Consider the following 17,146-nt stretch of genomic DNA (forward strand, 5'->3'; position numbering starts at 1 on the left):
TTACTCCCTGTCTCACCTGAGTTTGAGGCTCCCCATCTATGCTATTTCACGGTACGGTTATAATCCTGGATTTTGGTCGTAATTTCTTTTGCTGCGTCATCCAGTGCCTGCTGCGGTGACTTTTTGTTGTTCAGCACTTCTTCAATCGCCCCTTCCACAATCTGTCTTGCCTCGGGAAATACGCCCATCACAGCACCTTGGGTCGCTTTAACCAGTTTCGTCTGGTGCAGCTGATCAATGGCCGTCTGGAATTGCGGGAACTTCTTCAGATTCTCCTTTACGCTTTCTTCTTCATACGCCTTCGTGGTAATCGGGAAATACCCGGTATTGATATGCCAGTATGCCTGTTCCGATGGAGAGGTTAGGAATTTAATGAACTCCCATGCGGCTTTTTGCTCTGCTTCAGGACGACTGTTCATCATCCACAGGCTTGCACCGCCCACGATAACACCACCTTCTCCAGCTCCTTCCGGCTTCGGAAGGAAGCCTGTGCCTACTTCAAACTTGCCCTCGGCACTATCCACAAGTCCCTTCAAGGCTGCGGTTGAGTCCAGAATCATGGCGACCTGACCGGCCGAAAATGCCTTCTTGGAATCATCGGTTTTACGTCCCAGGTTATTGGCTGCCTTGGAGTCGATCAGATCCTTCCACCAAGTCAGCACCTTTACGCCAGGCTCGGTATTGACGAGCGACTCGGTCGCCAGAGCATGCCGGCCGTTGCCGTTGTTCACATATTCCGCACCCTGATTAGCAAACAACTGCTCCATAAACCAACCGTATATAGCAAAATTCGCCCCTACCGCTTTCCCTTTTTTCGATATCGTGTCTGCCGCGACTTTCAGTTCTTCAAACGTCTTGGGCGGATTTTCCGGGTCGAGTCCTGCATCCTTAAACAGGTCTTTATTGTAATACAGTATCGGATTGGAGGAGTTGAAAGGCATGGAATACAGCTTATCATCAAACGTATAATACCCGCTGATGTTAGGTTCCAGCTGCGACACATCCCACTGATCCGCATCGATGAACTCCTGCATGGGTGTAATTAGTTTGGAATCGATCATAAACCGGCTGCCGATCTCGTACATCTGGACCACGGAGGGTCCCTCGTTCGAACCCATCGACGCCTTCAGTTTACTTAACAGGTCATCATAGGTTCCCTGATACACCGCCTCTACCTGCACCTTGTCCTGCGAAGCGTTAAAGTTAGCGACCAATTGATCAACCACCTTGGTTGTCGCTCCTCCCATCGCATGCCAGAACACCACTTTTTGAGTGCCAGCCTCCGTCTTTGGTACGGGTTCCGTCCCCTTTTCAGGCTCCTCGCCCATGTTAATGTTACATGCACTAACCAGCAGCATGATCGCAGCTAACAAGATACTTACCAACCTCGTTCTTCTTCTCATCCGTAATCCCTTCCCCTTTCGTTCGTAAAATGCACCCTATGATAAACCTGCATATGACAGGTCAACCACCGCACTAACCTTTCAACGCGCCAGCAGTAATTCCGCGCACCAATTGTTTGACGCCAAAAGCCAGCAGCACAAAGGAAGGAATCAGCACGATGGTCACGCCGGCCAGAATCAGGTTCCATGACATTACCTCAGCATGCTGCAGCATAGCCACCCCGATCTGTACGGTTCGCATCGAGGCCTGATTCGTGATCAAAAGCGGCCACAAAAAGTGATTCCAGTGCGTGAGGAATGTATACACCGCCAAGGTGGCAATGGAAGACCGGGACAACGGCAGCACCATGGACAAATAACTGCGGATATGACCGCATCCGTCGATTTTGGCCGCATCAAACAGCTCACGCGGAAGCTGCAGAAAAAACTGGCGCAGTAAAAACACGCCAAAAGCCCCTGCCATAAACGGCACGATCAATCCCTGGTAGCTGTCCATCCAGCCCCAATCCTTAATGGTCAGATAATTCGGAATAATTGTGACTTCCCAAGGAATCATCATCGTTGACAAGAAGAGCCCGAACAGCAATGCCTTGCCCTTAAAATTCAGAAATGCAAACGCGTATGCGGCCAGACTCGATGTAATAACCTGACTGATCATGATGGCCGTCGAGACAATGAAGCTGTTCAGAATGAAGCGAATGATCGGGAAGCCGGAGATGGCCTCCGTAAAGTTGCCCAGATAGAAGCTTGACGGGAACAGCGGTGGTGGAAAATTAGCTACCTCCTTCTCGGTCATAAAGGATGAGAACACCGTAAAGATGAGCGGATATAACACAATCAACGACAGGAGGATAAGCAGCAGATAGGTGAACAGGGATGTGATTCCGCGGAGGGTCATTGATAATGCACCTTCTTCTCCAGAACTTTAAACTGCAGCAGTGTAAGGAGCAGAATAATCGCAAACAGGATCAGAGCCTGTGCGCTGCCGATGCCAAACCGGAAATTGACGAAGGCATCCTGATAAATGGAGTAAACGATGACATTCGTGGAGTTGATCGGGCCTCCCTTGGTCAGAATGTGAATTTGCCCGAAGGCTTGAAATGCACCGATAACCGATACAATCAAGGCAAAGAAAATCGTGGGCGACAGCAGCGGCAGTACGATTTGGATAAATGTCCGGATCGGCCCGGAGCCGTCCATTTTGGCGCTTTCGTATATTTCCTCCGGAACTCCCTGTAAACCGCTGGACAGCACAATAAACAGAAACCCCATGTTCATCCAGATCGTCATGATCGAGATTGAGATCAGAGCCCAGGAAGGATCGGTTAACCAAGGGATCGGCCCCAGATGAACGAAGCTTAGAAAATAGTTCAGCATGCCCGCCGTAGGATGAAACAACAGAAACCATATAATCGAGCCGGTCCCGACGGAAATGACAATCGGCAGTGAGAAAACAAACTGAAACACCTTCATCCCTCGCAGCTTGTTGTGGGTAATCGCGGCAAGAAACAGCGACCAGATCAATGAGGTGGGCACGGTAAACAAAATAAACATCAGCGTTACGCCAAGATTCTTATAGAATGAATCAGTTGATAGAAGCCGGACAAAATTCTCCAACCATACAAATTCAACAACCTGACCCCGCGGATCCGTTATCGTCATGCTGAGATAAACCGATTTCAGCATCGGGTAGAACAAGAACATCATAAACAAGATGATGGAGGGTGCCAGAAATCCATAAGCTAAAGCATGCTCACCCCAGAGCCTTTTTCTTACCGCTGTGCTTTTAGGTTTCTTGCCATGTAAAACGCTTTCATTACTAGACAACCGACATTCCCCTTTCTTCGAAAATTTCTGCTTTGCCATTCGAAAAGACGCAAGGATTCGCAAAAAAGAGAACAAAAAAACACATAAACTGCATGCCGAAAAACAGACAAGCAATTGATGTGATTCTCCTCTTCTCCATCACATATGCAGATGCTCTTAACCATCCTCCCTTCATTATTATCAATAACAATGAACATTTAGAACATTCCATGCCTTGATATTTCGAAAGTTGACAATACTTGGGAAGTGACTATAATATTGAGTAAATACTCAGTTTTCTAAGATTCGTCATTACATAATAAAGGAAGCCATCTGCCTATGCCTGCAACCAATCGAAATGCCAAGAAGGAACGGATATTGAACGCTGCTCTGAAGCTGTTCTCCCATCAGGGATATCATGCAACGACAACCAAAGAAATTGCCGCCGAAAGCGGCGTAGCCGAAGGGCTGATCTTCTACCACTTCGGAGATAAACGGAAGCTGCTGCTCTACCTTGTGAACAATTTTTCCTTTGTTACACAGCTTCAGGAGGAGGCGGGGGAACTGTCGAAGCTGCCTGCGGAGGAGGCCCTGTTTCAATTCGGCTTGGCATATCTCGGGTTCCTCAGGACAAACATGGATTATCTAATGCTCATTTGGTCACCGGAACTCATAAGGGATGCCGAGGTATCGAATGAAGTGTCACAGCTGATCGGAGGTATTGGGACAGCAGGCAGCAGCATACTCAAACAGGCGGCGGGATCGAAGCATCAACCAGAACATACGGTTCAGACCGCGATGATGATGATGACCTCCTCCATCCTGGTCTATTGCATGCTCCATACCCGCTTCGGACAGGAAACGCTCCCGCTTGGGGACGAATCGTATATTCGTGAGCTCGTCCGGCTGCTGATGCATGGGTTGACTGAAGAATCCTAAGCCGCCGGTGTTCATCACAGGAAGGATTGAGTAGAAAAGCTGATCGCAGAACAGAAACAACATCTCTGCATCAGCTTCTTTTATCCTTTGAATTTGAGTGTATACTCAGTTTATTTAGATATCGAAAACATTGTAGATTGAAGGGAGAAATGAAGATCATGCTGTCATTCATGTCAGATTGGAGTATCGTCATGATATTGTGGCTGCTGCCGGTTGTATTTTTCACTCACGATGGAGAAGAGATTGCCACGATGGAACGGTGGCTCAGGAAGAACAAGAATAACCCTGTGCTATCCAAAATCTCGCCGGTCTCCACTCCGTGGGATAAAAATATCACCCTGCAATTCACCTTTGCCGTTCTGCTGATTGGCTTTATTCTCACCAGCGTAACGCTCCTTACGTCTCTTAACTTCGAAATCAGCAGTCCATTCAACGCGCTGTTCGCGGGATTTGTCACGGTGTTCCTGCTGGATGGCGTGAAACATGTGGGCGCGTCGATCGCCCTGTGGGCATACACCCCGGGTGTCATTACAGCCGCCCTCCTTGAAATTCCCTACGGGATTTATGCGCTCTATCGCCTCCTCCATGCAGACATCATAGATATGACTTCTCTCGCCCTCGGAACCATCATCGCCCTGCCGATCACCCTGCTGCTGGTATGGACGGGTCTGACGCTTGGAAAATCTGTTGCACCACCTCGCATAAATAATATGTAGGCTCCGACAAGCAATATGTAGAAGAAAAGCGACTACTCAACGTTCAATGCGCATCTTATTGAATCTCAAAAAAGAATGCTTCCGGATCATCCGGAAGCATTCTTCTCAACTCTTTCGCTAATCCTACAAACTCCAATTGCGTCTAGGCTTATAACCCGCCTTCTCCAGAAAATCCCGCTCCGTCTCCGGTCCAAGACCCTGAATCCCCACCTTGGCGCTCATCGAAGTAATCAGCATGCGGCTGGCCATCTCCAGCGTTTGTAAGGCCATTCGCGCTTCGCGAATGGACGTGTCATAAATAACCACACCGTGGTTCTCGAGGAGCAGCACATTGGCGAGTTTTGCCTTTTCCCGGACGCCCTGGCCCAGCGCGTCACTGCCCGGGTGATAGTAAGGCACACGTTCGATTCGCTCAATATAATACATCGTCTCGACGAACATATTGGACGGAAGCTCCAGGTCGGAGCAGGCAATCAGCGTAGTATAGAACGGAGAAGCATGGAGCACCGCTCCGATCTCCGGACGGCTTTCGTAAATCGCCCGATGCATGGGTGTTTCTTTGGACGGTTTGCGCCCTTCTGCCCCATACACGTTCCCGGACAGATCACATTCGATCAAGTCTGCTTCCTCCAGTTCGCCAAGAAAAGTCCCGCTGGCCGTCACCACATAACGGTCCCCTTCCGTTCTGGCGGAGATATTCCCCGCATTGCCCCACGCGAGGTCGTATTGCATCATATATTTACCGGTGTGCTGCAGTTCTTTTCTAATCGTTTCTACACTAGCCATGACATCTACCTCCTGTAATAAAGTTTAGATACTTCTCCATAAATCGCTTGCTAGATGAACATCAACTGACGTACTTCTTATTTACCGCCTAACAGATTCGGCAGGAACATCGACAATTGCGGAAGATACGTGATCAGCATCAGGTCAATGATCAACACAATATAGAACGGCACCATGCCTTTTGCGATCTGATCCAGCCGGATCTTTGCGATCTGGGCCGATATGAACAGATTAATGCCGAGCGGCGGCGTGCACATCCCGATCGCCAGGTTGACGATCATAATAATCCCGAAATGCGTCGGGTCGATCCCGAATTCGGCCGCTACCGGCGCCAGCAGCGGTGCCAGAATAATGATCGACGCATTGGATTCCATAAACATGCCCACGATCAGCAGGAATACGTTGACCAGTAACAGGAACACGATCGGGTTATCGGATATGTTCACGAAGAAACCTGCAACCGCCTGGGGAATTCCTTCACGCGTCATGATCCAGCTAAACAACCCCGCGCTTGCAATGATAAACATAATCACGGATGTCGTAATCGTGGATTGCGTTAGAATATTTATCAGCTTGGAGAATTTAATCTCCTTATACACAAATACGCCGACAATGAATGCATACGCAACGGCAACGCCCGCGGCTTCGGTCGGCGTAAAGATTCCGCCGTAAATTCCGCCGAGAATGATGATCGGCATAAGGACGGCCCAGAAGGACTCCTTGAAGGCCTGCCATACTTCTGCCGGCGTCTTTCTCTTCTCGCGCGCATAACCTTTTCGTTTCGCAATAATATAAACGGCAATCATCAGCGATAAACCAATCATGATTCCCGGAATGAGACCCGCCATAAACAGATCGCCGATGGAAGTTTCGGCAGCTACTCCGTATAGAATCAACGGAATGCTTGGCGGAATGATAACCCCCAACTCACCGGACGTCGCTTGAAGAGCCCCCGTAAAGTTCTTATGATAACCCCGGGAGATCATGGCCGGAATCAGGATGCTGCCCAGCGCCGCGGTTGCCGCGGCGGAGGAACCGGATATGGCGGCAAAGAACATCGAGGTTACAATTGTGACGAGTCCAAGTCCGCCCGGCAAATGGCCTGTAAGTGCATTCGCCAGATTCACCAATCGTCTGGAAATCCCGCCAAATTCCATCAAGGTACCCGCAAACACAAAGAAGGGAATCGCCATCAGCGGGAATGAATCCGTAGACGTGAACGAACGCTGGACCAGTACAAGCAGCGGCGTGCCGCCTTCCCACCAGATTGCTACAGCCGACGCCATCCCCATCGAAACGGCAATCGGAACACTGATGGCGAAGAACAGGATCAGACATCCAAACAGTATGATAGGCATTATAATCCTTCCTCCTTCGCTTGCGGTACGGTATCGGACACGATCGTTTCCAGAATGACCGCTACCGCATTCATGATGAGCAGCACCGCTCCAATCGGAATGGCTGCATAAGGAATCGACATGCTAAGCCCCATCGCTGCCGACGATTGCACGGAGACCCGGCCCAGAATGTCGATGCCCTGGACCAGCAATAGAATGAAAAACACGATGCATATCGCCATGACGGTGATTCGAATCACCTTTCGGTTGACTTCACTCACCAGCTCCGGCAGCAGCTCGATCGCTACCAGCCGATGATGGCGCAGCGCCAGCGAGGAACCCAGGAATACAAGGTATACCATCAAGTATCTGGCCAGCTCCTCGGACCAGTGAAGCGGATACCCGACAATCCGGTAAATAATCTGCATGATAATCAGGATGGACATGACACCCAGGATCATGGCCACTGCGATGCCCACGAGTTTGTTCAGCGTATCGATCACTTTTAATGTCTGCCGCATGGCTTATCCCCCCTCTAGAAGAAAAAATGGTTATGGCGTGTTGATGATTTTGTCGTACAGCTCTCTTCCGTACATGTTGGCAAAGCGTTCATGTACCGATTTAGCTGCAGCCTCGAACGGCCCCTTATCCACTTCCACGAACTCCGTACCGAATTCTTTAAGCTCATTGATAATCTGCTCTTCTTGTTCAAAGACCAGCTGATTCTCGTATTCCGTCGCTTCTTTGGCCGCTTCTTCAATAGCTTGACGCTGAGACTCATTCAAGCGTTGATACGTCACTTCACTCATCGCGAGCATCACGTAACCGTATACATGATCGGTCATCATCATATACTTCTGGACTTCCTGAATCTTGGAGCTGGCTGTAAAAGCAACCGGATTCTCCTGTGCGTCAATAACCCCGGTTTGCAGCGATGAATAGACTTCGCCAAAGGCCATTGGCGTCGGTGTCGCCCCCATTGCTTCCCAAGCCGCAATGGAAGCCGGAATCTCCGGCACGCGGATTTTCAAGCCGTGCAGATCGTTTGGCGTTTCAATCTTTTTGTTGGCAGTCAGCTCGCGCGGGGTTCTCATCCAGAACTCCAGACCGCGGACCTCGGCATTATCCAGCAGGCTCTGCTTCAGTTCATTACCGACATCCCCATAGAGCACGTTCTCCAAATGCTGCTTGTCCCGGAACAAATACGGCAGCTCCAAAATGGCATAAGGGCTGTAGAAATTCGATAATACGCCCGCCGGCAGGGCAAAATCCACCGATCCGATCTGCATCCCTTCGATCAGGTCTCGGTCATTCCCGAGCATCGAGCTGGCATACACCTCTACCTCGATCTCACCGCCCGTTTTCTCCTTCACCAATTCCGCAAATTTAAGCGCGCCCAGATGCCACGGATCGGATTCGCCCGTTATGTGACCGAGCCTCAGCTTGATCGGGCCCTCATCCGTATTCGGCTTTGTCATAAATAAAGCGCTTACAATGAGTAGTGCAGCCACCATGACAACTGCGAGTCTTTTCCACATTTGTCGTTCCCCCAATCTGATATGAAGTTCCTGCAGCCTCCGCCACCAGAAGCAGAAGCTGCGGGGAAATGTTGATAATTAAAAGGTGACGATGACCTTCAAGGAAGCGTCTTCCTTCTTGTCTACCAGGCGGAATCCTTCTGCGGCATCTTCATAAGACAGTCGATGGGATATGACGGCTTTGACGTCCACCGCTCCGCTTGCTAACAAATCGATGGCGGAAATGGTATCCTCACGCGTGTACGTCATGCAGCCGACAATTTCCTTCTCGGTCTGCTGCAGATTCACGATATCGAAGGTTTGCGTGCCATGGAACATGGCTATTGTTACGCAGCGGCCGCCTTTGCGAAGCAAGGCAAGGGCATCATCCACGATCCCGGGAACCCCGGCTGCAATCAGTACCTTATCGAATTCGCCGGCAATTTCCACCTTCGCTTCCTCAGTCCAGCGTCCCTTGCCGCGAATGTTCAAAGTGTGGGTAGCCCCCATCTCTTTGGCGGATTCAAGCGCATAATCCATGACGTCCGTCACCATGAGCGTTGTAGCGCCGGCAGCCTTCGCAGCCGTCATGGCGAGCAGACCGATCGGTCCGGCACCGAGAATAGCGACCTTGTCTCCGACTTCGATCCCGGCCTTGCGTACCGCATGGACCCCTACCGCGAAGGGCTCTACCAGCACACCCAGCTCATGATCCAGCTGATCCGGCAGTTTGAATACGCATGCTTCCGGCGCAGCAAAGTACTCGGCCATCGAGCCATACCAGCCCTTCAAGCCCGGCGCTCCCCGCTCGGCGCAATAATTCGTTCTGCCCGTCAAGCAGTAATCGCATTTGCCGCAGCCGACCTGAGGCTCCACGGTTACCCGATCACCAATCTGAAAGGATGTGACGTCCTTACCCACCTTCACGATTTCGCCAGACACTTCGTGGCCGATAATGACGGGCGGCTTCCGGAACAAGTGCAGTCCCTTGTAGGTATGAATATCCGATCCGCAAATGCCGGCGGCTTTGACCCGGATCAGAACCTCCCCTGCCCCGATCTCCGGTACGTCCACGTCTTTAACGACAACTTTGTACGCATCCTCCACATATACAGCCTTCATTGTCTCTCCCCCTTGTAGTCATTCAAGATGGCGGTCTGATCCCGTATCTCTCTGTTATATAAAAAGCGCTTGCTTCGATTCCTGCAAATGCTTGCGCATCACCTCGGCGCTGCTCTCCTTGCCGGTCTTGAGCGCCTCATAGATCTTCCAGTGATCCTCCAGGAACTTCTCCATCCGGTGCGGATCCTTCCGCAAATGCCGGCGGGTGATTCGCTGCAGATGATCATGGTAGTTCAGCAGCACCCGGTGTATTTCCTGGTTGCCCGTACATTCGCAAATGATCAAGTGAAAATCATGGTCGGCTTGAGCGAAATTTTTGACATCAAGCCGGCTGACGATGTCGGCAGTTTCGGCAAGATTGCCCTCCAGCTCCTTCTCCTGCTCAGGCGTGAGTCTGGATTCGATCTGCTGGCAGTTGAACGTCTCCAGCGCAATCCGCAGATCGTATATGTCTACAATCCGGTTCACGGATAGATCATTGATGATGATGCCCTGCTTCGAAGAAACGGTGACAAAGCCCTCTGTCTCCAGCCGTGTCAACGCCGCTTTGATCGGCGTCTTGCTCATTCCCAGCAGCTCAATCAATTCTCGCTCGGACAAGAATCGACCCGGCTCGAATTTCTCGTTCAGAATGCTTTCCTTAATCTCGTTATAGGCCACATCTTTTAACAGAAGAGAAGAAGCTGCCCCTTTGCTTTTATCCATCGTCATTCGTGTATTCTCCTATCTTGGCTATTGATCCGGTTCAGGAAAACCGGCATCACGCACTTTGATAAAATAATCCGGCGATCCCAGCTGTCCGCCCTTAAGAGCCAATTCCAGGCCGTCCAGGCTTGCGTCGTCCGAATATACCTTGCACAGCGGTGCTCCCGGGGATACGTCCCATATCATCTCCAACCCGTAAGCACCCATCTCGCTGGTGACAAAACCGGAGGTGTCTCCCCCAGCAATGACAATTCGGCGCAGCCCGGCTTGATCCATGACATGCTTGGTTAATTTCCCGAGGCTTCTGCCGATGTACTCGCCCGCTTCCGCTCGGGATAGTCCCATAGTCTTCAACCGTGTTCGTGTCTCACCGATCGCTTCATCCTCTGGGCCCAGCGCCGTGTAGAGCACCACGCTTTGTCCTTCTTGGAGCTTATCCACCGCTTGCTGGACAAGCCCCAGCCGGGCAGCATCATCTGTACCCCCGATCATGGCCGGCGTAATACGCATGCCGTGATACCCTTCGGCTATCGCACGCTCAATCTGAAGCTGACTGACCGGTGAAGCACTCCCGGACACTACCAGAATGGCATCGGTTGGCCGAATGGTCGCACCAGGTTTGTTATTCTCCGACGAAGGAGAAGCAAGTCCGAGCTCATCCCAATGGGCAGCCAAAGCGTATTCGACGCCGGACGACCCGACAACAAATGCCCCCGCCCCTTCGGGTTTGTCCTGAATCAGCTGGCCGCACCGCTTGAGCCTGTCCTCATCCAAGGCATCAAACAGCAGAATTCCCGGCTTCTCCCCCAGTTTATCACGATATCGGTGAAGAACCGTATCCTTGTCTCCATCCAGTTCTACAATATCCATTAAAGTTATGGAATCCTCCGTCTGCTGCGCAAGATGAAGACGCAGATCCGCCTCATGCATCGGCGTGGAAGGGTGCTGCGACATGACGGGATGCCGATCCAGACGGTACACCGTATCATGCATTTTCGCAAAATGCTGGCCGAACAGCGTATAACGTCCAAGGCGGGGGGCGCCGACCAGCAGCGGAACCGTCACCTGATCTGGAAAATAGTCTCTTGCCACCCCAATCGCGTGGCCGACACTGCCAACCTCAGGCGAAGAGTCGAAGGTGGAACATGTCTTATAGTGGACGAGCGGCGCGCCGCTCATGGACAGCTTCTCAAATACCGGCCGGAGCTCGGCCTCCATATCCTCCGGAGATTTGGCTCGGCTTGTACCTGCCACCCCGATGCAACGGATGCCTTCAAACTTCTTCAGCCGATCAAGCGAAGGAGCTTCCAGAAACAATACCGTGCGGTAACCACTTCGGGCCAGCGCCTCCATCGCATCCGTTGAACCAGTAAAGTCATCGCCATAGAAAGCAAGCAGCAGCTCATTGTGGTTCATGGTTGTCCCTCCCGAATCTATGATAGATCTATCATAGATCTATTTGAAACCTATTGTATTTGCAGCGCTTTCAAATGTCAACCACCTTTTCGTTTTGACATGAGAAATATCATTGCGAAAACCGTCTTTGACTGACCTCGCATTCCTCAACATATTAGCCAAGCGATGGCTCATAACCATTATGGATAGCCGTTTAACCGGATATGTTACGCAAAAAACCTAGAGAGGGAGATATCGATTCATGGAGGATCAGAACCGGAACAGAGGAAATGACAACCGCGTACCCCAGCCGATACGCAGCGACGGAGCAGGCGGGCCGGACTATGGCCCGCGGGATGTGATGAGGGATATCGAGAATCCCGACATGCTTGTGCCCCCGGCCACAGATGCAGGCTTGATGCCCAATCTGAAAATGTCGTTCTCCGACACGCATATGCAGCTAAATCATGGCGGCTGGTCGCGGGAAATTACGGTACGGGACCTCCCGATTGCAACCACGCTGGCTGGCGTGAATATGAGCCTTACGCCCGGCGGCGTCCGGGAGCTTCATTGGCATCAGCAGGCGGAGTGGGCCTATATGATCTGGGGCAGCGCCAGAATTACGGCCATGGATGCAAGCGGCAGAAATTTCATCGCAGATGTGGGGCCTGGCGATCTGTGGTATTTTCCGGCCGGTCTCCCCCACTCGATCCAGGGACTCGAGGAAGGCTGTGAATTCCTGCTGGTTTTCGATGACGGCCACTTCTCAGACCTGAATACCCTATCGATCTCTGACTGGTTTGCCCACACGCCAAAGGATGTGCTGTCCGCCAACTTCGGCGTTCCGGAGAACGCGTTTAGCCATATCCCGAAGGAACAGGTTTATATTTTTCAGGATCAGGTGCCAGGTTCGCTCAAAAGCCAAGAGGTCCAGTCTCCTTACGGGAAGGTGCCTCTGAGTTTCAAGCATCGGCTGCTGGCGCAAGAACCGTTCATAACCCCCGGCGGGAGCGTAAGAATCGTGGATTCCAGCAATTTTCCGATCTCCAAAACCGTAGCAGCCGCGCTTGTCGAGATCAAACCGGGCGCTATGCGGGAGCTACACTGGCATCCGAATCAGGACGAGTGGCAGTATTACTTGACCGGACAAGGACGAATGACCGTATTCGCCGGCAATGGAGCGGCGCGGACCTTCGATTACAGAGCCGGCGATGTCGGTTATGTACCATTTGCCTTCGGCCACTACATACAGAACACGGGTACGGAAACCTTGTGGTTTCTGGAGATGTTCAGAAGCGACCGGTTCGAGGATATCTCCTTGAATCAGTGGATGGCCTTGACCCCTCGGAATCTGACCCAGGATAACCTGAAAATCGGAAACGAAGTCACCGATGCTTTGCGCAAAGAAAAGTGGCCCGTCGTGAAATACCCGGGATATTCGTATTACCCGAGGTAAGTTCCCGCCTCCCCGCTTGGTCGAGGACATTGATCTGTAGAATTAACTCCATACAACCACCTGCCCGAGGATTTTATTCCAAGGCTTGTTATGTGCCGTCATGCGGATATTGACTTTTCTTTCCTTCTGCCATATAGTTCATTAATGAAACTATTTCATACGTGAACTATTTGAGAGGAGAACTATCATTGAACGACAAGGCAAAGCAGTGGATCGACCGGTATGTCGATGTCTATCTGCTTGTATCGAGGCGGATCAACGCCCAGATTCGAGAGCAGCTCGGCGAGGATCTGACCAGTGACCAGTTTCAAGTGGTACGCTTGATCAACGGCACGGATCACTGTACTTCATCCTATCTGGCAGAAGCTCTCGCGGTTGGCAAAAGCTCGGTTACGGCTATCGTCAACCGTCTCGTGGATGCCGGCATTATCGACAGGACCCGGGACGAAGCAGATCGCAGGCTGGTGTATCTGACATTGACGGAATACGGACATACGATTTTTGAATCTGCCCAGGAACAGATGAGGGAGATCGTCTCCCCTTACCTGCAGCATTTTGAAGAAAAAGATATCGAAATGTTTATCTCGATGTTCGAGAAACTGGGGCAATTGATGTTTGAATCAGGGGGGAGAAAGAATTGAAAGCTATACTGAAAGCAAGATGGGCCATTATCGTGCTGTGGCTGGCTGCCGCAGTTGTGCTGTTTCTGTTCGCGCCGTCCATGTCGGATCTGGTGCGGGAGAAAGGGCAATTATCCGTACCGGACGGTTATACCTCTTCGCGCGCGGCGGAAATTCTCAAGGAAGCCTCCGGCGGCGAGGGCGGGGAAACCCTGCACCAGGTTGCACTCGTCTTCAATAAACCCGATGGGTTAAGCGAATCGGATAAGGAGAGCATCCGGGAGGGCGTTCAAGCTTTAAACGATAACAAAGAAAGTCTCCATATCGATTCTATCAATGAACCGTTCACACAAACGGAGCTGGAAGACACGCTGATAGCCAAAGACGGCAAGACCATCATGGTCGCGCTTCAGGTCAGCGGCGGCCAGGAAGCCGTGAAAGAGCTGCCCCAGAAGGTCGATCAGGTGCTGGAAGGCGTTCAAGCCGATCATTACCTGACAAGCGAAGGCCTCATTAATGAAGATACCATCGTCAGCTCCGAGGAAGGCCTGAAGAAAACGGAATATATTACAGTTGTCTTTATTCTGCTCATTCTGTTCGTTGTATTCCGTTCCTTCGTGGCACCGTTCGTCCCGCTGTTGACCGTGGGGCTCAGTTATATCGTGTCACAGTCGGTCGTTTCTTTTCTCGTGGACCAGTTCAACTTCCCGATATCGACCTTCACTCAGATCTTTATGGTGGCCGTCATGTTCGGGATCGGGACCGACTACTGCATCCTGCTGATCAGCCGGTTTAAGGAAGAACTTACCACGTCGGAGGATACCAAGACGGCGATCATCGAGACTTACCGAAAAGCCGGCGGCACCGTGATTTATTCCGGGCTTGCCGTATTTGTCGGCTTTGCAGCCATCGGGTTATCCAAATTCATTCTGTACAAATCCGCGGTTGCGGTTGCCATCGGCATCGCCGTTATGCTTCTGGCATTGGTTACCGTCGTTCCGTTCTTCATGGCGGTGCTGGGCAAGAAGCTCTTCTGGCCGTCACGCGGCAAGCTGGAGCATAGCGAAAACAAGCTTTGGGGAGCGGCAGGTTCCTTCTCCCTTAAGCGTCCTTGGGCTGCATTGCTTGTCGTAGCCGTTATCGTGGCCCCTTTCCTGGCTACGTACAGCGGCAAGCTGTCGTTTAACAGCCTGGAGGAAATCGGGCCAAGTTACGCTTCGGTCAAGGGCTTTAACATTATTTCGGACAGCTTCGGCCCCGGACAATCGCTGCCATCCACCATCGTAATCAAGAACGATGACCGCATGGATACGGCGGAATACATGGGACTCGCGGAAAAAATCAGTCGGGAAGTGGAAAAGGTTGATGGCGTGTCCAGCGTACGCGGGCTCTCCCGGCCAACCGGCGAGCAAATCAACGATTTCCTCATTCCGACTCAAGTGAAAACGTTAAATGAAGGATTGGGAGAGTCCAAAGACGGACTGACCCAGATTCAGAATGGACTATCCAAAGCAGGCAAGCAGCTCAGCGAGAATACGCCGATGCTGAATGAAGCCGCAGCGGGAGCCAAGGAGCTGACCAAGGGAACCGCCGACCTCAAGGACGGCATCACGGAGCTTGGCCAAGGCCTCAGCGCTATCCAAAAAGGAATCCAGAGCGGCAGCGCAGGCGCAGGCGAACTCAAAGCAGGGCTTGCCCAGGCTGCGAAAAGCGCGAAAGAGTTAGCTGCAGCTCATGCCCAGCTGCTCCAAGGTTATAAACAGCTTGATACCGGATTAGCAGCTCTTGAAGGCGGCGTTGCCGGACTTAAAGAACAGCTGGCCGGCGTTGCGGCTGCCCTGAGTGGACTTGAAGGCTCCTTCACGGGACTGGAGAGCAACCACCCGGAACTCATTCAGGATGCCGACTATCAAACCATCAAAGGTACCGTTACACAAACAGCCGCAGGCACAGCCGAGCTGGCAGCAGGGTTAGGACAAATCGCCGAGCAGCTTAAAGGCGCGTCAGCCGGCTTATCGGAAGCCAATGCCGGCTACGCTAAGGCAGCCGCCGGGCAAACGGCGCTTGCCAACGGTCTTCAGCAGCTTGTTTCCGGTATCGCCGAGCTTCAATCCGGCCTTTCGCAGGCAGCTAACGGGCAAGGACAGATCGTGAGCCAAATCCCTTCCATTACAGGCGGTCTGGACCAGCTGCAGGGCGGCCAGAAGCAGCTTGCCGACGGCTTTGGCGATCTAACCGGCCAGATCGGCGAACTAACGGAAGGACTGAACGCCAGCGCGGACGGGTTGAAGCAAATTTCGGACGGACTGCATTCCGCACAGGATTATCTGCAGCAGATCCAGGATGTTCAGGATGAAGAGCTCAGCGGGTTCTTCATTCCGCAGGAAGCCCTTGAGAATGAAGAGTTCCAGACGGTATTCGATACCTATCTCAGCGATGACCGCAAAGTAATGACGCTGGATGTGGTTCTGGCAACCAATCCGTACAGCGAAGAGGCGCTGGGCAGCGTCGAACAGATTCAATCCGCTGTAGATCGCGCAGTAAAAGATACGAAATTGGAGAATGCCGAGGTTGCCATCAGCGGCATTACCAGCACGAACAACGATTTGCAGAACATATCGAATGAAGATTATACGCGTACCGTAATTCTCATGCTGAGCGGAATCTTCATTATCCTGGTCGTGCTGCTGCGCTCCATTGTGATGCCGATCTATCTGATTGTTTCACTGGTCATCACATACTTTACGGCCGTCGGCGTTACGGAGATGATCTTCGTCCACGGCTTCGGGTATTCCGGCATTACTTGGGCCACGCCGTTCTTCAGCTTTGTCATGCTGATCGCGCTTGGGGTCGATTACAGCATCTTCCTAATGGCGCGTTTCAACGAGAACAAGTCCTGGAACGTTCAGGATGCCATTCTTCATGCCATGCGCAACATGGGTACTGTGATCCTGTCCGCGGTAGTCATTCTTGGCGGTACCTTTGCGGCGATGTATCCGTCCGGCGTACTGTCCATGATGCAGATCGCAACGGTTGTCCTGGTTGGACTTGTGCTCTACGCACTCCTGTTCCTGCCATTCTTCGTACCGGTGATGGTCCGTATCTTCGGCAGGGCTAACTGGTGGCCGTTCACCCCGAAGGAGCAGGAAGCAAAGAGCCCTTCCGGACATGACGTAGGAATGTAGCCCTTACAAGGATGACCCCAATCTAACAATGATCAACATAACCGTCTTTTTCCTGATTCATGACAGGTAAAAAGGCGGTTATTTTCTATGCCATTTCAATAAAAGTGAGTGGAAATCTTATCCGTGAGTACTTGGGACGATTACCAAAGAACCGAGCGA

15 protein-coding genes are annotated in these 17,146 nt (G+C 51.7%); 5 read left to right on the top strand and 10 right to left on the bottom strand.

The genetic code is table 11. The features are described 5' to 3' along the window. Positions 1-41: 41 nt before the first annotated feature. From AK95_RS28055 to AK95_RS28065, 3 genes are all read right to left on the bottom strand, one after another. Positions 42-1,403: an ABC transporter substrate-binding protein gene (locus AK95_RS28055; RefSeq protein WP_071223202.1), complete on the bottom strand. Its 1,362-nt coding sequence runs from the start codon at positions 1,401-1,403 to the stop codon at positions 42-44. 73 nt (positions 1,404-1,476) lie between these two features. Beyond that, entirely contained in the window at positions 1,477-2,301 is an 825-nt protein-coding gene (locus AK95_RS28060; RefSeq protein ID WP_071223203.1) for a carbohydrate ABC transporter permease, read from the bottom strand. Further along, complete coding sequence (locus AK95_RS28065) at positions 2,298-3,230, bottom strand: carbohydrate ABC transporter permease (RefSeq protein WP_071223204.1); 933 nt, start codon at positions 3,228-3,230, stop codon at positions 2,298-2,300. The genes AK95_RS28060 and AK95_RS28065 overlap by 4 nt, the downstream gene beginning before the upstream one ends. A gap of 318 nt (positions 3,231-3,548) precedes the next feature. Here AK95_RS28065 and AK95_RS28070 point away from each other — a divergent pair, with 318 nt between their 5' ends. Then, the gene (locus tag AK95_RS28070) at positions 3,549-4,148 is read left to right on the top strand and encodes a TetR/AcrR family transcriptional regulator (protein WP_071223205.1); all 600 of its coding nucleotides are present in this window, start codon (positions 3,549-3,551) and stop codon (positions 4,146-4,148) included. Positions 4,149-4,306: 158 nt separating this feature from the next. Continuing rightward, entirely contained in the window at positions 4,307-4,864 is a 558-nt protein-coding gene (locus AK95_RS28075; RefSeq protein ID WP_071223378.1) for an HXXEE domain-containing protein, read from the top strand. A 123-nt stretch (positions 4,865-4,987) separates the two neighbouring features. Here the strand turns inward: AK95_RS28075 and AK95_RS28080 are convergent, their stop codons facing one another. From AK95_RS28080 to AK95_RS28110, 7 genes are all read right to left on the bottom strand, one after another. Continuing rightward, positions 4,988-5,650, bottom strand: a complete 663-nt coding sequence (locus AK95_RS28080; protein ID WP_071223206.1) for a class II aldolase/adducin family protein — start codon at positions 5,648-5,650, stop codon at positions 4,988-4,990. 77 nt (positions 5,651-5,727) lie between these two features. Further along, on the bottom strand, positions 5,728-7,008 hold the full coding sequence (locus AK95_RS28085) for a TRAP transporter large permease (RefSeq protein WP_071223207.1): 1,281 nt from the start codon (positions 7,006-7,008) through the stop codon (positions 5,728-5,730). Further along, positions 7,008-7,508: a TRAP transporter small permease gene (locus AK95_RS28090; RefSeq protein WP_071223208.1), complete on the bottom strand. Its 501-nt coding sequence runs from the start codon at positions 7,506-7,508 to the stop codon at positions 7,008-7,010. The genes AK95_RS28085 and AK95_RS28090 overlap by 1 nt, the downstream gene beginning before the upstream one ends. 30 nt (positions 7,509-7,538) lie before the next feature. Beyond that, entirely contained in the window at positions 7,539-8,525 is a 987-nt protein-coding gene (locus AK95_RS28095) for a TRAP transporter substrate-binding protein (RefSeq protein WP_071223209.1), read from the bottom strand. A gap of 78 nt (positions 8,526-8,603) precedes the next feature. Beyond that, complete coding sequence (locus AK95_RS28100) at positions 8,604-9,626, bottom strand: zinc-dependent alcohol dehydrogenase (protein ID WP_071223210.1); 1,023 nt, start codon at positions 9,624-9,626, stop codon at positions 8,604-8,606. 54 nt (positions 9,627-9,680) lie between these two features. After that, positions 9,681-10,337, bottom strand: a complete 657-nt coding sequence (locus tag AK95_RS28105; RefSeq protein WP_071223211.1) for a GntR family transcriptional regulator — start codon at positions 10,335-10,337, stop codon at positions 9,681-9,683. 21 nt (positions 10,338-10,358) lie between these two features. Next, positions 10,359-11,747 carry a four-carbon acid sugar kinase family protein gene (locus AK95_RS28110; protein WP_071223212.1) on the bottom strand — a complete coding sequence of 463 codons (1,389 nt, stop codon included), beginning with the start codon at positions 11,745-11,747 and terminating at the stop codon, positions 10,359-10,361. A 241-nt stretch (positions 11,748-11,988) separates the two neighbouring features. On the opposite strand from AK95_RS28110, the gene AK95_RS28115 reads away from it, so the two are divergent. The 3 genes from AK95_RS28115 (at position 11,989) to AK95_RS28125 (ending at position 16,987) form a co-directional block, all read left to right on the top strand. Beyond that, the gene (locus tag AK95_RS28115; RefSeq protein ID WP_071223213.1) at positions 11,989-13,182 is read left to right on the top strand and encodes an oxalate decarboxylase family bicupin; all 1,194 of its coding nucleotides are present in this window, start codon (positions 11,989-11,991) and stop codon (positions 13,180-13,182) included. Positions 13,183-13,370: 188 nt separating this feature from the next. Continuing rightward, positions 13,371-13,823 (top strand): MarR family winged helix-turn-helix transcriptional regulator, encoded by a 453-nt coding sequence (locus AK95_RS28120; protein WP_071223214.1) that lies wholly within the window; start codon positions 13,371-13,373, stop codon positions 13,821-13,823. Further along, positions 13,820-16,987 (top strand): MMPL family transporter, encoded by a 3,168-nt coding sequence (locus AK95_RS28125; protein ID WP_071223215.1) that lies wholly within the window; start codon positions 13,820-13,822, stop codon positions 16,985-16,987. The genes AK95_RS28120 and AK95_RS28125 overlap by 4 nt, the downstream gene beginning before the upstream one ends. The last annotated feature ends 159 nt before the right edge of the window (positions 16,988-17,146 follow it).

The sequence above is a fragment of the Paenibacillus sp. LC231 genome, from assembly GCF_001860525.1.
In the GTDB taxonomy this organism is placed as follows: Bacteria; Bacillota; Bacilli; order Paenibacillales; family Paenibacillaceae; genus Paenibacillus_AQ.

What these genes read in the sequence shown, in the direction of transcription:
- AK95_RS28060 (WP_071223203.1), bottom strand. Translation starts at nt 2,301, where the DNA reads ATGACCCTCCGCGGAATCACATCCCTGTTCACCTATCTGCTGCTTATC.
- AK95_RS28055 (WP_071223202.1), bottom strand. Translation starts at nt 1,403, where the DNA reads ATGAGAAGAAGAACGAGGTTGGTAAGTATCTTGTTAGCTGCGATCATG.
- AK95_RS28095 (WP_071223209.1), bottom strand. Translation starts at nt 8,525, where the DNA reads ATGTGGAAAAGACTCGCAGTTGTCATGGTGGCTGCACTACTCATTGTA.
- AK95_RS28090 (WP_071223208.1), bottom strand. Translation starts at nt 7,508, where the DNA reads ATGCGGCAGACATTAAAAGTGATCGATACGCTGAACAAACTCGTGGGC.
- AK95_RS28110 (WP_071223212.1), bottom strand. Translation starts at nt 11,747, where the DNA reads ATGAACCACAATGAGCTGCTGCTTGCTTTCTATGGCGATGACTTTACT.
- AK95_RS28085 (WP_071223207.1), bottom strand. Translation starts at nt 7,008, where the DNA reads ATGCCTATCATACTGTTTGGATGTCTGATCCTGTTCTTCGCCATCAGT.
- AK95_RS28105 (WP_071223211.1), bottom strand. Translation starts at nt 10,337, where the DNA reads ATGACGATGGATAAAAGCAAAGGGGCAGCTTCTTCTCTTCTGTTAAAA.
- AK95_RS28115 (WP_071223213.1), top strand. Translation starts at nt 11,989, where the DNA reads ATGGAGGATCAGAACCGGAACAGAGGAAATGACAACCGCGTACCCCAG.
- AK95_RS28100 (WP_071223210.1), bottom strand. Translation starts at nt 9,626, where the DNA reads ATGAAGGCTGTATATGTGGAGGATGCGTACAAAGTTGTCGTTAAAGAC.
- AK95_RS28080 (WP_071223206.1), bottom strand. Translation starts at nt 5,650, where the DNA reads ATGGCTAGTGTAGAAACGATTAGAAAAGAACTGCAGCACACCGGTAAA.
- AK95_RS28070 (WP_071223205.1), top strand. Translation starts at nt 3,549, where the DNA reads ATGCCTGCAACCAATCGAAATGCCAAGAAGGAACGGATATTGAACGCT.
- AK95_RS28075 (WP_071223378.1), top strand. Translation starts at nt 4,307, where the DNA reads ATGCTGTCATTCATGTCAGATTGGAGTATCGTCATGATATTGTGGCTG.